This is a genomic window from Gallibacterium genomosp. 2, assembly GCF_000771895.1.
Classification (GTDB): domain Bacteria; phylum Pseudomonadota; class Gammaproteobacteria; order Enterobacterales; family Pasteurellaceae; genus Gallibacterium.
Genome location: NZ_JPXY01000006.1, coordinates 61,827 through 77,028, shown reverse-complemented (window position 1 = coordinate 77,028; position 15,202 = coordinate 61,827). Strand labels below are relative to the sequence as shown.

Genomic DNA, 15,202 nt, shown 5'->3' with positions numbered 1-15,202 from the left:
TTCCTCGTGTTGAAAGTAGAAATCTACCACTTGTTGTTTAAATGTTTGGTTATATTTAGTCATAAAAAATCTGCACCTCTGTATGTTGTTGGATAATAAGTCCAATTTTTGGGGTGCAGATCAAAGTGGCAATAGGCTGTTTTTTATATTCCAATCTTACCTATTGCTTCTCTATCGTCTATTCAGCCAATAAACCAATGACAGCATAACTGGTACTTCGACTAATACGCCAACAACTGTTGCTAATGCAGCGCCTGAATGTAACCCAAACAATGAAATTGCAACTGCAACAGCTAATTCAAAAAAATTACTCGTTCCAATTAAACAGGCTGGTCCAGTAATATCTTTAGGCAACTTCAATATTCTTGCAGAAAAGTATCCAAGGAAAAAAATTCCATAAGTTTGCACTAATAACGGAATCGCAATCAGAATAATAATAAAAGGTTGTTGTAAAATAACTTCTGCTTGAAATGCAAACAGTAACACAACAGTAAGTAATAAACTTAATATAGAAAAAGGTTTCATTTTTAGACAAAAATCACTTACCAATTTTTGCTTATCTAATAAAGCCTTTCTTGTTAGCACCCCAAATACAAGAGGCAAAATGATATAAAGCACTGTACTATAAAATAAGGTGGCTAATGGAATTTCAATCTGATTTATACCAAGTAAAAAATTCGCAATTGGAACAAAAGCAAAGATCATTACAATATCATTTACGGATACTTGTACTAATGTGTAATTAGGATTTCCTCTCACTAATTGTGACCAAACAAATACCATTGCAGTACAAGGCGCGACACCCAATAAAATCATACCGGATATGTATTCTTTAGCAGCTTGAGGCTCAACCCAACTTTCAAAAACAAAGTTAAAAAATAACCATCCAATTAATGCCATTGAAAAAGGTTTAATTAACCAGTTAATCACTAAAGTTAGGAATAGCCCCTGCGGTTTTTTCCCTACATCTTTTATTGCATCCCAATCGACTTGAATCATCATGGGATAGATCATCAGCCAAATTAGAATAGCAACTGGAATATTAATATGTGCTACTTCAAGTAAAGCAATATTCTTTATCTGTTCAGGTATTATCATACCTATCAATACACCTAAAACAATTGCTAAACTTACCCATACACTTAAAAAACGTTCGAATAATCCCATAATTATCTTTCTCTTGCTGCAATAATTTCACCATCTTCTTTAACGAAATCTTGAGTCAATGCTTTCGGTAAAATTGTTAAAACAGTTTCTGATGGACGACATAATTTCACTCCCATTGAAGAAATAACAATTGGACGATTAATTAAGATTGGAAACTCAACCATTTTTTGGATCAAAAAATCTTCTGTTAAATCAGAGTTATCTAAATGTAATTCCGTATACTGTGGAACATTTATTCTCAATAGTTGACGAGCTGTCATCCCCATTTGTTGTAATAAATTACGTAGCTCTTTTTCAGTCGGTGGGGTATCTAAATAATAGATAATATTTGTAGGGAAACCTAAATGCTGAATTAAAGCTAGTACATTTCTAGAAGTCCCACAATTAGGATTATGATAAATTGTAATAGTTTCCATAAATAAACCCTTCAATAATTATTGAAATAAAATAGTAAAAAATTTTGCAATTTATCTGCAAAATTCTTCACAACGATGGTGGCTATCACTTTTCGAACAACAATTCTTAGTAAGAAAAGAAATAAGCGCTGTCATTAAATCTAAATTTGCATAGTATCTAACAAATCGACCATTTATTTCACACGAAACTAATCCTGACTTACTTAAATTTTTCAAATGGAAAGAAAGATTATTTGGTGCAATATTAAGTACTTTAGCCAGATCCCCAGCTATCATTCCTTCTACACCTGTTTCCATCAGAGTTTGAAAAATCCGCAAGCGAACTGGCGAAGCTAAACTATCAAAAAGTATACTAGCTGTTTTTGTATTCATATTTTCTATCATAAACTTCTCTCTCAATTATTTCAATAATTATTGAAATAATAGTAATTACTGAATATAAAAAAGGTCTAGCAAATTGCTAGACCTTAAACTTCAACGATAAAACTAATTAAAAGAATCTTTTAGACGTTCACTAGCTCGTCTTGCTTCTCCTTTATGTTGTAATTTATTAAGTTGGCGTTCTAATTTTTCTTGTACATCATTGATGGCAGCATACATATCTTCGTGTTCCGCTTTCGCGACAAGGTTACCGAAAGGTGTACCAACCATAGCTTCCACCCCAAATCCTTTTGGCAGTTTTTGTAAAATAAAATGAGGATTTATTAACTGGGTTTGCCATTTGCCTAATTTTGCTAAACGTTCTTCAATGTGGGAACGAATTGCTGGGGTAATTTCCATTTGTTTGCTTGTAATATTTAGGGTCATAACATTTACCTCTCATTGTAATAAGACTGTTACCAGTCAAGAAAAAATCCTGTTCCTGTTTAAGAACATAATGCCGTATGATCAGCTTTTCAAGCCTTTTATCGTTTATTTTTCAGAATAGTGAAGTAGGTCAAATTTCTAAAATAATCTGCTTTACATTTTTAGATCGTGCTTTTTCGTCCATACTGATTTTTATGTTAGAATGCGCCCCATTCTTTGACTCAAGCGATAATATTATGCAGACTGACTTTTCCGAATCACATTACAATCAACAGTTAGAAGATAAAATTTATTATCTAACTCAATTACTTAAACCTTTCTTTCAGGGTGAGATTAAGGTTCATCGTTCCGCATTGAAACATTATCGAATGCGTGCTGAATTTCGGGTTTGGCACGATGGCGATGATCTTTATCACATTATGTTTGATCCGCAAAGTAAGCGGCGTTATCGCATTGATCAATTTCCAATTGCTTCAACATTAATCAATGCAATGATGAGTGCATTACTGCCATTGCTTAAACAGCAACCGATTTTGCGTAATCAATTATTCCAGATTGATTATCTCAGTACCGTCAGCAATAAAATTATCGTCAGTCTGCTTTACCATAAAAAGTTGGATGAAACTTGGATCGCTGCCGCAAAACAACTGAAACAACAGCTTGAACAGCAACAATTTGATGTGCAAATTATCGGGCGTGCCAATAAACAGAAAATTTGCTTGGATCAGGATTTTATTGATGAAGTGTTGCCAATCAACGGCAAAAATTATATCTACCGCCAAGTTGAAAACAGTTTTACCCAACCGAATGCCGGCATTAACTGCCAAATGATTGAATGGGCATTATCCTGCACAGAAAATGCCGAAGGTGATTTGTTAGAACTCTATTGTGGTAATGGCAATTTTTCAGTGGCTTTAGCACAGCATTTTAGAAAAGTGTTGGCGACTGAAATCGCTAAACCTTCAGTACAGGCAGCACAATTCAATATCGCTGCCAATCATATTGATAATCTGCAAATTATTCGAATGTCGGCAGAAGAGTTTACGCAGGCATTGCAAGGCGTGCGCGAATTTTATCGCCTGAAGGGGATTGATCTTAAACAGTATCAATGCAACACCATTTTTGTTGATCCGCCTCGTGCCGGCTTGGATGTGGAAACCTTAAAAATGGTGCAACAATATGACAATATTCTTTATATTTCCTGTAATCCGCAAACTTTGGCAGAAAATTTAACCGTTTTAAGTCAAACTCATCATATTGAAAAAGCAGCACTTTTTGACCAATTTCCTTACACGCACCATATCGAAAGCGGTGTCTATTTGGTGAGGAAATAATGCAGATTCAGCTTATTAATCAATCCGGCGATGATGAAAAATTTCGTCAAATGATCGAAAAATGGCAGTTAGAAAATGATCCGCAAGCACCATTCGCGTTGGTTTTAGAGCCGCAACGCTTGGCACTTTATAAAACGGATGAAGCGAAGCTCGGTGCGATTTGTGTCGATTTCGTTGCCGGAACAATGGCACATCGACGTAAATTCGGTGGTGGTCGTGGTGAAGCAGTAGCTAAAGCTGTTGGTGTAAAAAAAGGAAAATTACCAAAAGTTCTCGATGCAACTGCAGGTTTAGGGCGAGATGCTTTTGTGTTGGCATCAATCGGATGTGAAGTATCATTGGTAGAACGCAATCCGATAGTAGCTGCTTTATTAGAAGATGGCTTACAACGTGCTTATAGAGATGCTGAAATCGGTGAGTTTATGAAACAACGAATGAAATTGTTGCCGGTTAAAACCATAGCAGAACTTGATCCGAAAACAGAGAAATTTGATGTGGTTTATCTTGATCCTATGTTTCCGCATAAAAATAAAAGTGCGTTAGTCAAGAAAGAGATGCGCGTTTTCCAATCCTTGGTTGGGGCAGATTTAGATGCGGACCAGCTATTGGCAACAGCATTGAAATTAGCTCATCGGGTAGTGGTGAAACGCCCCGATTACGCCGGTTATTTGGCAGAATGCAAACCGCATTTCAGCCAAACAACCAAAAATCACCGTTTTGATATTTACATCAACCACGAACTTGCTGCATTTGCGCAAGATTAAGCAACGCCAATTTCCGCATAATCGCTTTCAAAACCACACCATAAATCGGCACAAAAAAGAGCAAACCAATCAAGAGTTTAAATAAATAATCCACAAAGCCGATCTCTACCCAGTTTTCTGCCATAAAAGCATCTGTACTGTGATAGAAAGCGATCGCAAAAAAGGCGAAAGTATCGCATAAACTACCGAAGATCATCGAACTGCTCGGCGCAATCCACCACGTTTTTAACTGTCTTAAACGGTTAAACACCAACACGTCCAATAATTGACCGAACACATATGCGGCAAAACTGGCGATAGAAATACGAAAAACGAACAGATTAAACGTTGCCAACGCGGCTAAACCTTGATATTGCGTATCAGAAAAGAGCGTAGAGATAACATAACTGACAATCAGTGCCGGAAACATTACCCAGAAAATAATCCAGCGTGCCTCTTTTGCACCGAAAACACGCACGGTTAAATCAGTGGCTAAAAAGATAAATGGAAAGGTTAGCGTTCCCCAAGTGCTATGAAAACTGAAATCCAACCACGCTAAATTGATGGTGAATGGAATTTGCACGAGGTAATTGCTGATAGCAATGATAAAAATGTGGAAAAATGAAAGTAAAATTAATGCACGACGTTTTTGACGATCGCCGAAAATCGCTTGAGCTGATACCATATTGTGTCCTTTTTATCTCAATGAAAATCTTTGGGGTGAGGGAACCCAACTACAAAAATAGGGGGTGAATGATACGCTGATGATAAAATTTTGCAAGAAAAAGCATATAATATGGCAGAATTACACAACAAAAGGAGAACGAAGATGACACAAAAAATTGCTATTTTATTAACCAAAGGTTTTGAAGAGTCTGAAGCATTAGTGCCGAATGATCTTTTCAGACGCGCCGGCTTACACACTGATCTCATTTCCATTGATAACACCGAGATCGTTTCTTCCTCCCATAATGTCAAAATGGTTGCTGATCAATTACTGAATCAGACTGATCTAAACAGTTACGATTTAGTAATGCTGCCGGGTGGTCAGGTTGATCTCGAAAAATATGCGGCGTTGGCTGACACTTATCGTCAATTTGCACAGCAGCAAAAATGGGTTGCAGCAATTTGTGCAGCACCGACCGCTTTAGCAAAAGTCGGATTATTAAAAGGTAAAAATGCGGTTTGCTACCCTTCAATGCGCGCCGACTTAATAAATAACGAAGTAAATTATCGTCATCTGGCTGCTGTCATTGATGCACCGTTTATTACCGGTCGTGGCCCGGGCGCTGCTTTTGATTTTGGCTTGGCGATTGTCGCGCAATTACTCGGTGTTGATGCCGCTGAACAGCTAAAACAACAGCTTTATTACTAATACATTTTAATTACATTTATTCACCCTATCATTGCAACGATTAACATAAAAAAGGAAGCGATAATGCAAAACTATGGCGTAACCATTTCAGCATTCGGGGAAGCGGATGTGCTTCAATTTCAGCCTCAATTAGCAATGCCGACTATCAATGCCAACCAAGTTTTAATCGAAAATCACTTTGCCGGCGTCAATCCGGTCGATTTTAAAACACGCAAAGGTTTAGGTTGGGGCGCAGAAAAATTTAAATCACAATTTCCGGCAGTGTTAGGGTTTGATCTTGCCGGTATTGTGGTTCAAGCCGGTGCAGAAAGCGGTTTTAATGTAGGTGAACGCGTTGCCGCACTCACCTTTGACGGCGGCGCTTATAGCCGTTATGTTGCGGTCAATGCTGATTTGGTTGCGCGCGTACCGAAAGCAGTTTCATTGCAACAAGCAGGTGCAATGCCGACCGTTGCCGTTACCGCATTGCAAATTCTGAAACAGGCAAACGTTTCTGCCGGACAGAAAATAGTAATGTCTGCACCGTTAGGCGGTGTCGGGCATTTATTATTACAGCTTTTAGCCAAAGAGAATGTCGATATTACCGTTATCTGTTCCGAAGCTAAACAGCAACAAGCATTGGCTTTAGGTACAAATCACACCGTTGATTATCATCATCCGCACGCTTATCCCGATCTCAATGCCGATCTTTTTATTGATTTAGTAGGTGGTGAGAGCGGTGTCGCTGCATTGAAAATGGTGAAAAAAGGAGGACGTGTTATCTGCATTCCTACCATTCACGTACCGTTATTACAACAGGCTGGGGCTGAACAGCAACTGCTGGTGGAAAAGATGTTGGCGGTGCCAAATCGTCAGGATCTGGAAACAATGCTGAATGATTTAGCAGAAAACCGCTTGTACTTAAAGATTGCGCAAGTATTACCAATAACCGATATTCAACAGGCACATCGTCAACTCGAAAGCGGACGAACCAGTGGTAAAATTGTGTTGGATTTACAGCTAGGGTAAGTTATGTCATTGACTGAAAAAGAAAAAATGCTGGCAGAATTGCCTCACTTTCCAAACGATGCCGACTTAAGCAAAATCAGACAACAGGTGAAGCAGATGTTGTTTCAACTCAATTATCAGCTTGCACCGGCTGATTCGCAACGTAAGCTATTATTAGAACGTCTGCTTGGTAAATGCGGCGATAATTTGCATATTAATTCGCCGTTTTTCTGCGATTATGGCTTCAATATTGAAGTCGGCGACAATTTTTTTGCTAATCATCAATGCACAATTTTGGACAGCGGCAAGGTTTCCATCGGTGATAATGTGATGTTCGCCCCTAATGTCAGTCTTTATACGGTAGGGCATCCATTGCATTATCAGCAAAGAAATCAGGGCTATGAACAAGCAAAGGCAATTATTATTAAAGATAATGTCTGGATTGGCGGCAGCTGCGTGATTTTAGGCGGTGTTACTATCGGTGAAAACAGCGTTATCGGTGCCGGCAGCGTAGTAACAAAATCGATTCCGGCAAACAGTTTAGCGTTCGGCAACCCTTGTCGAGTGATTCGAGAAATCAACGATCAGGATCGTAAACAGTATCAACAACTGGATCGCACTGTTTAAAGCCACTAATTCAAGCTACAATTAACGCAAATAACAGAGATAAAAAAAGCCGCCCCAAACACTAGGCGGCAAATAACCTAAGGAACTAATTTAAACAACCATTATGTTGCACCTTTTCAGACAAACCTGTTCTGAAAAAGTTCAGTCAAAATCAAAATTTTTTTAAAGAAGGGTTTTTCACTATGCCATTATTAGACAGTTTTAAGGTTGACCACGTTAAAATGAATGCCCCTGCGGTGCGTGTTGCAAAGACAATGCAAACGCCTAAAGGCGATAAAATTACAGTTTTTGATCTTCGTTTTTGCAAACCGAATCAAGACAATATCAGTCCGAAAGGTATTCACACTTTGGAACATCTTTTCGCCGGTTTTATGCGTGATCATCTCAATAGTGACAGCGTTGAAATTATTGATATTTCACCAATGGGTTGCCGCACCGGGTTTTATATGAGTTTAATCGGTACGCCTGCGGAACAACAGGTTGCGGCGGCGTGGGAAAAAGCAATGCAGGATGTATTGTCGGTGAAAAGCGAAAAAGAGATCCCGGAATTAAACCAATATCAATGCGGAACATACACTGAACATTCGTTGGCAGATGCTCAAGCAGCAGCGAAAAAGGTGCTTGCTCAGGGAATCGGCATTAATCACAATCAAGATTTATTACTTGATGACCGTTTTTTAAATCAATAATGACCTTAAGCCAAGCCGCGCCGCTTGGCTTTTTATTTGCTCACAACATTGAAGGAATAAAACTCTATGACAACATTAGGTACACCACTCACTCCTGTCGCTACCAAAGTGATGATGCTCGGCTCCGGAGAATTAGGTAAAGAGGTTGTAATTGAATTACAGCGTTTAGGTGTGGAAGTTATTGCGGTTGATCGTTATGCTGACGCGCCGGCACATCAAGTGGCACATCGTGCTTATACCATTTCAATGTTGGATGGTGATGCGCTTAAAAAGCTTATCGAAAAAGAAAAACCGGATTACATCGTGCCGGAAGTGGAAGCAATTGCCACCGATACTTTAGTCGAGTTGGAACAGCAAGGCTATAACGTTATTCCGACGGCAAAAGCGGTTAAACTGACAATGAATCGTGAGGGTATCCGCCGTTTAGCCGCCGAAGAGTTAGGTTTGCCGGCCTCCCCGTTTCAATTTGTCGACAATTTTGCCGATTTTCAACAGGCGGTGGAAAAAATCGGCTTGCCTTGCGTAGTTAAACCGATTATGAGCTCCTCCGGGCACGGACAAAGCATTCTCAAAAATAGAGAGCAGTTGCAACAAGCGTGGCAATATGCACAAGAAGGCGGTCGTGCCGGCGGCGGTCGTGTCATTGTCGAGGGCTTTATCCGTTTTGATTATGAAATCACCTTATTAACTGTACGCCATCGTGGCGGCACCTCCTTCCTTGCGCCGATCGGTCACGTACAAGTTGATGGCGACTATCGAGAATCTTGGCAACCGCAAGCGATGAGCGAGATTGCATTACAAAAAGCACAGCACATCGCTGAAAAAATCACCGGTGCATTGGATGGTTATGGGATTTTCGGCGTAGAAATGTTTGTTTGTGGTGATGAAGTTATTTTTAATGAAGTTTCCCCTCGTCCGCACGATACCGGAATGGTCACCTTGATTTCTCAAGATTTGTCGGAATTTGCATTACACGCACGCGCCATTTTAGGCTTACCTATTCCACAAATAAAACTATTGGCACCAAGCGCCTCTAAAGCAATCGTAGTGGAAGGAAAATCCAATCAGGTTCGTTTTGCCAATCTGGAAAATGTACTTGCCGAAGCAGACACTAATCTTCGCCTGTTCGGTAAAAGAGAAGTCAACGGACATCGCCGTTTAGGCGTAATTTTGGCAAGCGCCGATAGCGTTGAGGCGGCACGAGAAAAAGCAAACCGCGCCTATCAAAAATTGGAAATCATACTGTAACGTGTCATTTTTTTCATATCTAGGCTTCTCTTTGAGAGAAGCCTTTCACCTTTGCTCACACAATATCCACTTTCAATTCGCCTAATTTATCAACCGCAACCACAATGTGATCACCAATTGCCACTTTGCCGACACCTTTCGGCGTGCCGGTAAAAATTAAATCTCCCGGCTGTAAACAAAAATAAGTTGATAGATGAGAAACTGTTTCCGCCACTGACCAAATTAATTGGTTAAGATCACTGCTCTGCCGCACGTCACCATTAACCCAAAGCTGAATCGCACCTTGCGACAAATGCCCCACTTCACTTGCTAACGACACTTCACTTATTGGTGCAGAGTAATCAAACGCCTTACCAATTTCCCACGGTCGCCCCATCGCTTTCATCTCATTTTGCAAATCACGTCTGGTCATATCCAAACCAACCGCATAGCCCACAACATAATCCAACGCCTTTTCCACAGCGATATTGGCACCCGATTTACCGATTACCGCAACTAATTCACCTTCATAATGCAAATTTTTCGTTAAAGTCGGATAAGGAAAGGCATAACATTCATTCTGTTTGACACACTGCACCGCATCCGCCGGTTTACAGAAGAAAAACGGCGGTTCACGATCGGGATCGTGCCCCATTTCACGCGCGTGTTCCGCATAATTTCTGCCAACACAATAAACGCGATGCACCACTATCTCGTCATTTGAATCTTTCACTGCGATTGTTGTTAACGGTGGCGGTGTGAATAGATATGCCATTTTGTTCTCCTTATTTGCTCAAACCAATGCCAAAACCTCAACAAAAATTACCACACAACCTTAAAACACTCGATTTTTTCATTTTATTTTTTGATCGACTTCACAAATTTGAATATTGCTTGTTTTAAGAAAATCGAAAATTGGTTATTTTTATCTCATCGAAACGTTTCGATACAGAGAATTAGGAGTAAAAAATGAAAAAAACAGGTATTTTAAATGCACAGCTTTCTCATCTGATTGCAACTTTAGGACATACCGATTTTCTGACAATTTGTGATGCCGGGTTGCCAATACCGCAACAATCAGAGCGTGTTGATTTAGCATTAACTCCGACCATTCCTAGTTTCTTATCTGTTTTTGATGCCGTTATTGAAGAGTGTTTTGTTGAAAGAGTGGTACTTGCCGAAGAGATAAAAACACATAATCAGAATATTCATAACGCATTATTACAACGCCTTTCCCAATTGGAACAGCAGCAGAACAATCATATTCAAATTGATTATGTTTCACACCAACAATTTAAACAGCTTAGCCAAGCAAGCAAAGGTTTTGTACGTTCCGGTGAATGTACGCCATATGCCAACATTATTATTGGATCAGGCGTTCCTTTTTAAATGGAGAACGATATGCAACCGATTTTAAAACTTGACAATATTTGCAAATCCTTCCCGGGAGTTAGAGCTTTATATAATGCCGGATTATCCGTTTATCCGGGCAGAGTGATGGCACTAATGGGAGAAAATGGTGCCGGTAAATCCACATTAATGAAAATTTTAACCGGCATTTACAGCAAAGACAGTGGTTCTATTCATTATCAGGGACAAGAAGTCACATTCAAAAATCCAAAAATGTCCCAATTAGCAGGGATCAGCATTATCCATCAGGAATTAAACATTATTCCGAATTTAACCATTGCAGAAAACATTTTCTTAGGCAGAGAATTTACCAATAAATTCGGTGGCATTGATTGGAAGAAAATGACAACCGAATCTGAAAAATTGTTAAAACGTCTAAAAATCAAACACAGTCCAACTACACCGGTAGAACAGCTTTCATTAGGCGAATTACAGATGATCGAAATTGCCAAAGCATTAAGTTTTGATGCAAAAGTGATCATTATGGACGAGCCGACCGATGCACTTACCGACACTGAAACTGATGCGCTATTCAATGTCATCAGAGAACTCAAACAGCAAAATTGTGGGATTGTCTTCATTTCTCACCGTATGCAAGATATTTTCACCATTTGCGATGATGTTACCGTTTTGCGTGACGGAGAGTTAATAGCGGAACGCTCCTTGAAGGAAATTAATGAAGAACAATTAATTGAATTAATGGTAGGAAGAAAGCTCTCCGAACAATATCCGCATATTGAATCGCCGATCGGCGACACTGTCTTAGAAGTGAAAAACATCAGTGGTTGTGGTGTTCACAATGCTTCATTCAAATTACACAGAGGCGAAATTTTAGGCATTTCCGGTTTGATGGGAGCAGGTAGAACTGAATTAATGAAGTTAATCTATGGCGCTTTACCGAAAACCGCCGGCGAAGTTTTTCTCAAACAAAAACAGCTCTCCATTCATTCACCGCAAGACGGCTTAAATAACGGCATCGTCTATATTTCAGAAGATAGAAAAGGCGATGGTCTGGTGCTTGGAATGTCTATTAAAGAGAATATGACGCTAACAGCATTGAAGCAGCTCACTAAACATTATTCTATCAATCATAAAGCAGAAAAAATGACGGTTAATGATTTCATTCTCTTATTCAACATCAAAACACCGTCTATGGATCAAACTATCGGTTTGCTTTCCGGTGGTAATCAGCAAAAAGTGGCGATTGCCAAAGGCTTAATGACCAGACCGGATGTACTCATTCTTGATGAGCCGACACGAGGCATCGATGTAGGTGCGAAAAAAGAGATTTATCAGTTAATCAACAAATTTAAAGAAGAAGGAATGAGCATCATCATTGTTTCTTCCGATATGCCGGAAATTATCGGTATGAGCGACCGCGTTTTAGTGATGAATAATGGTGAAATTCGTGCGGAATATCTACGAAATGAAGTCACTCAAGAAAAATTACTCACCGCTGCTATTACCCAAATACATTAAAAAAGGGATTCATTATGACGACAACAACTGTAAATAAACAATTCAATTTAAAAGAATTTTTAATTGAACAACGTTCTATTATTGCGTTATTGGTGCTGATTGCGATTGTTTCTTCGATCAGTCCTAATTTTTTTACTATCGATAATTTACTCAATATTTTGCGCCAAACTTCGGTTAATGCCATTATCGCTGTTGGGATGACATTTGTTATTCTCACCGCCGGCATTGATTTGTCCGTAGGTTCTATTCTCGCCTTAACCGGTGCAGTTGCCGCCTCTTTGGTTAATATGGAGCTTTCCATTTTTGTCGTGATCCCGTTAGTACTGTTATTCGGTACTCTGCTCGGCGGCATCAGCGGTGTCATTGTCGCCAAAGGGAAAGTACAGGCATTTATTGCCACTTTAGTCACAATGACATTATTGCGTGGTGTAACAATGGTTTATACCGATGGTCGCCCGATCAGCTTAGGTTTTTCCGATGTTGCCGATCAATTCTCTTTCTTGGGTACAGGTTATTTATTAGGCATTCCGTTCCCAATTTGGTTAATGGCAATTATCTTTATCGTTGCTTGGTATCTGCTAAAACATACCCCTATCGGTCGTTATATTTATGCGCTTGGTGGTAATGAAGCCGCTACCAGCTTATCCGGTATCAACGTAGATAAAGTGAAAATCTTCGTCTATGCCGTTAGTGGCTTGCTCGCTACCGTAGCTGGTTTAATTGTGACCTCTCGTTTATCTTCCGCCCAACCTACTGCCGGCGTTTCTTATGAACTTGATGCAATTGCTGCTGTAGTGGTCGGTGGAACAAGTCTAATGGGCGGTAAAGGTCGTATTACCGGAACATTAATCGGGGCGTTAATTATTGGATTCTTAAATAATGCCTTGAATTTATTGGATATTTCTTCTTATTACCAAATGATTGCAAAATCGATCGTCATTTTACTTGCTGTGCTTACCGATCACTTTTGCAGTCGTAAAACCGCGTAACTTATTCAGTCAACCTCATTAAAGGAGAAACTTTTATGAAAAAACTTACCCTTCTCGCTTCAGCATTGGTATTAGGCTCACTTGCCAGCAACGTTGCTTTAGCAAAAGATACCATCGCACTTGCTGTATCAACCTTAGATAATCCTTTCTTCGTTACCTTAAAAGAAGGGGCAGAAAAAGAGGCAAGCAAACTTGGTTACAATCTTGTCGTGCTTGATTCACAAAATGATCCGTCAAAAGAGCTATCAAATGTTGAAGACATTACCGTTCGTGGCGCAAAAGTATTATTAATCAATCCAACAGACTCAACTGCCGTTGCTAATGCTGTTCGTGTTGCGAACAAGAAAAATATTCCGGTTATCACCCTAGACCGTGGCGCGGCGCAAGGCGATGTGGTCAGTCATATCGCATCAGATAACGTTGCCGGCGGTAAAATGGCTGGTGATTTTATCGCTGAAAAATTGGGTGACAATGCAAAAGTTATCCAGTTGGAAGGCATTGCCGGAACTTCTGCCGCTCGCGAACGTGGCGAAGGATTTAAACAAGCAGTGCAAGCGCATAAATTTGAAATTCTTGCCAGCCAACCGGCAGATTTTGATCGCACCAAAGGCCTAAATGTGATGGAAAACCTACTTACCGCACAACCTAATGTGCAAGCGGTTTTTGCTCAAAATGATGAAATGGCACTTGGCGCAATTCGTGCTGTTCAAGCGGCTAACAAATCCGTATTAATTGTTGGTTTCGATGGTACTGATGATGGTGTGAAAGCCGTTAAAAGCGGCAAACTGGGCGCTACAATTGCACAACAGCCGGATTTAATCGGTGCATTAGGCGTTCAAACTGCGGATAAAATTATCAAAGGTGAAAAAGTAGAAGCCAAAATCCCGGTACCATTAAAAGTCGTAACTCAATAATCTTTTTATAAATTTAATGCGTGGTGCGCCTTGCTGCGCACCCTATAAAAATAAATTTTCAATTGATAACTAAGGGCAAGTAAAATGCAAAAACTCACCGTTCTTGGCAGTATTAATGCCGATCACGTTATTCAAGTTCCTCATTTTCCACAACCGGGAGAAACTTTATCCGGTCAAAATTACCATATCGTCTATGGCGGGAAAGGTGCAAATCAAGCGGTGGCGGCGGCTCGCTTGGGGGCAAAAGTCGATTTTATTGCTTGTATTGGCGAAGACAAAATCGGGCTTGAGATGAAACAGGCTTTTCAAAAAGATGGCATAAACACCGAAAGCATCGCTACAATTCAAGGTGAAACTACCGGTATCGCGATGATCCAAGTTGCCGACAGCGGTGAAAACAGTATCGTCATTTCAGCCGGTGCCAATGCTCATCTCACCACCGACATTGTGGACAAATTTAAACAGAAAATTCTTGATGCCGACGCGCTCTTGATGCAACTGGAAACGCCGTTAGACGCCATTATTTATGCCACCAAAATTGCTAAACAAGCCGGCAAACACACTGTGCTAAACCCGGCGCCGGCAAAAGCGTTACCGGATGAGTTGCTTGCTCAATTAACGATGATTACCCCGAATGAAACCGAAGCAGAAGTACTGACCGGCGTCAAAGTGGTAGATGAACAGAGCGCGGCACAAGCGGCGGCAGTGTTTCACCAAAAAGGGGTTGCCATTGTTTTGATTACATTGGGGGCAAAAGGGGTATTTATCAGCCACAATGCATTACAAAAAATTATCCCCGGCTTCCGTGTTCAGGCAAAAGACACCACCGCCGCCGGCGATACTTTTAACGGTGCGTTGGTAACCGCATTGTTGGAACAGAAATCACTGGAAGAAGCGATTCAGTTTGCCCACGCGGCAGCTGCTATCAGTGTTACCCGTTTCGGTGCGCAAACTTCTATTCCAAGCCGTCAGGAAACGCTCGATTTTTTAGCCAATATCAAATAGCATAACTTAAATTATTCAAATAAAAGGCAAAAC

At 40.2% G+C, this 15,202-nt stretch carries 18 protein-coding genes; 12 read left to right on the top strand and 6 right to left on the bottom strand.

Annotated features, from left to right (window positions below; genetic code table 11):
- Window positions 1-171: 171 nt before the first annotated feature.
- From arsB to raiA, 4 genes are all read right to left on the bottom strand, one after another.
- On the bottom strand, window positions 172-1,167 hold the full coding sequence (gene arsB / locus P375_RS01060) for an ACR3 family arsenite efflux transporter (protein WP_039088799.1): 996 nt from the start codon (window positions 1,165-1,167) through the stop codon (window positions 172-174).
- A gap of 2 nt (window positions 1,168-1,169) precedes the next feature.
- Window positions 1,170-1,583, bottom strand: a complete 414-nt coding sequence (arsC, locus tag P375_RS01055; protein WP_039088800.1) for an arsenate reductase (glutaredoxin) — start codon at window positions 1,581-1,583, stop codon at window positions 1,170-1,172.
- Between the two features lie 51 nt (window positions 1,584-1,634).
- Entirely contained in the window at window positions 1,635-1,955 is a 321-nt protein-coding gene (locus P375_RS01050) for an ArsR/SmtB family transcription factor (RefSeq protein WP_039088836.1), read from the bottom strand.
- A 114-nt stretch (window positions 1,956-2,069) separates the two neighbouring features.
- Window positions 2,070-2,390: a ribosome-associated translation inhibitor RaiA gene (gene raiA / locus P375_RS01045; RefSeq protein ID WP_039133318.1), complete on the bottom strand. Its 321-nt coding sequence runs from the start codon at window positions 2,388-2,390 to the stop codon at window positions 2,070-2,072.
- Between the two features lie 236 nt (window positions 2,391-2,626).
- On the opposite strand from raiA, the gene trmA reads away from it, so the two are divergent.
- Together trmA and P375_RS01035 are read left to right on the top strand one after the other, a co-directional pair.
- Entirely contained in the window at window positions 2,627-3,724 is a 1,098-nt protein-coding gene (trmA, locus tag P375_RS01040; RefSeq protein ID WP_039133314.1) for a tRNA (uridine(54)-C5)-methyltransferase TrmA, read from the top strand.
- On the top strand, window positions 3,724-4,488 hold the full coding sequence (locus tag P375_RS01035) for a class I SAM-dependent methyltransferase (protein WP_039133311.1): 765 nt from the start codon (window positions 3,724-3,726) through the stop codon (window positions 4,486-4,488). The genes trmA and P375_RS01035 overlap by 1 nt, the downstream gene beginning before the upstream one ends.
- Here the strand turns inward: P375_RS01035 and P375_RS01030 are convergent.
- Complete coding sequence (locus tag P375_RS01030; protein ID WP_018346972.1) at window positions 4,454-5,152, bottom strand: 7-cyano-7-deazaguanine/7-aminomethyl-7-deazaguanine transporter; 699 nt, start codon at window positions 5,150-5,152, stop codon at window positions 4,454-4,456. The two genes, P375_RS01035 and P375_RS01030, sit on opposite strands and share 35 nt — an antisense overlap.
- A 144-nt stretch (window positions 5,153-5,296) precedes the next feature.
- Here P375_RS01030 and P375_RS01025 point away from each other — a divergent pair, with 144 nt between their 5' ends.
- From P375_RS01025 to purT, 5 genes are all read left to right on the top strand, one after another.
- Window positions 5,297-5,842, top strand: a complete 546-nt coding sequence (locus P375_RS01025; protein WP_039133306.1) for a DJ-1 family glyoxalase III — start codon at window positions 5,297-5,299, stop codon at window positions 5,840-5,842.
- Between the two features lie 63 nt (window positions 5,843-5,905).
- Window positions 5,906-6,850: an NADP-dependent oxidoreductase gene (locus tag P375_RS01020; RefSeq protein WP_039133304.1), complete on the top strand. Its 945-nt coding sequence runs from the start codon at window positions 5,906-5,908 to the stop codon at window positions 6,848-6,850.
- A gap of 3 nt (window positions 6,851-6,853) precedes the next feature.
- Window positions 6,854-7,456 carry a sugar O-acetyltransferase gene (locus P375_RS01015; RefSeq protein ID WP_039133301.1) on the top strand — a complete coding sequence of 201 codons (603 nt, stop codon included), beginning with the start codon at window positions 6,854-6,856 and terminating at the stop codon, window positions 7,454-7,456.
- 182 nt (window positions 7,457-7,638) lie between these two features.
- On the top strand, window positions 7,639-8,145 hold the full coding sequence (luxS, locus tag P375_RS01010; protein ID WP_039083128.1) for an S-ribosylhomocysteine lyase: 507 nt from the start codon (window positions 7,639-7,641) through the stop codon (window positions 8,143-8,145).
- Window positions 8,146-8,211: 66 nt separating this feature from the next.
- Window positions 8,212-9,393 carry a formate-dependent phosphoribosylglycinamide formyltransferase gene (purT, locus tag P375_RS01005; RefSeq protein WP_039133298.1) on the top strand — a complete coding sequence of 394 codons (1,182 nt, stop codon included), beginning with the start codon at window positions 8,212-8,214 and terminating at the stop codon, window positions 9,391-9,393.
- A gap of 55 nt (window positions 9,394-9,448) precedes the next feature.
- On the opposite strand, the gene P375_RS01000 is transcribed toward purT, so the two are convergent.
- Window positions 9,449-10,147, bottom strand: coding sequence for a fumarylacetoacetate hydrolase family protein (locus P375_RS01000; RefSeq protein WP_039133295.1), 699 nt, complete (start codon window positions 10,145-10,147; stop codon window positions 9,449-9,451).
- 194 nt (window positions 10,148-10,341) lie between these two features.
- On the opposite strand from P375_RS01000, the gene rbsD reads away from it, so the two are divergent.
- From rbsD to rbsK, 5 genes are all read left to right on the top strand, one after another.
- Window positions 10,342-10,761, top strand: coding sequence for a D-ribose pyranase (rbsD, locus tag P375_RS00995; protein ID WP_039080689.1), 420 nt, complete (start codon window positions 10,342-10,344; stop codon window positions 10,759-10,761).
- A 12-nt stretch (window positions 10,762-10,773) separates the two neighbouring features.
- Window positions 10,774-12,261, top strand: coding sequence for a ribose ABC transporter ATP-binding protein RbsA (gene rbsA, locus P375_RS00990; protein WP_021460917.1), 1,488 nt, complete (start codon window positions 10,774-10,776; stop codon window positions 12,259-12,261).
- A 14-nt stretch (window positions 12,262-12,275) separates the two neighbouring features.
- Window positions 12,276-13,250, top strand: coding sequence for a ribose ABC transporter permease (rbsC, locus tag P375_RS00985; RefSeq protein WP_013746309.1), 975 nt, complete (start codon window positions 12,276-12,278; stop codon window positions 13,248-13,250).
- Between the two features lie 35 nt (window positions 13,251-13,285).
- Window positions 13,286-14,164 (top strand): ribose ABC transporter substrate-binding protein RbsB, encoded by an 879-nt coding sequence (gene rbsB, locus P375_RS00980; RefSeq protein ID WP_039080687.1) that lies wholly within the window; start codon window positions 13,286-13,288, stop codon window positions 14,162-14,164.
- Window positions 14,165-14,248: 84 nt separating this feature from the next.
- On the top strand, window positions 14,249-15,169 hold the full coding sequence (gene rbsK / locus P375_RS00975) for a ribokinase (RefSeq protein WP_021460915.1): 921 nt from the start codon (window positions 14,249-14,251) through the stop codon (window positions 15,167-15,169).
- The last annotated feature ends 33 nt before the right edge of the window (window positions 15,170-15,202 follow it).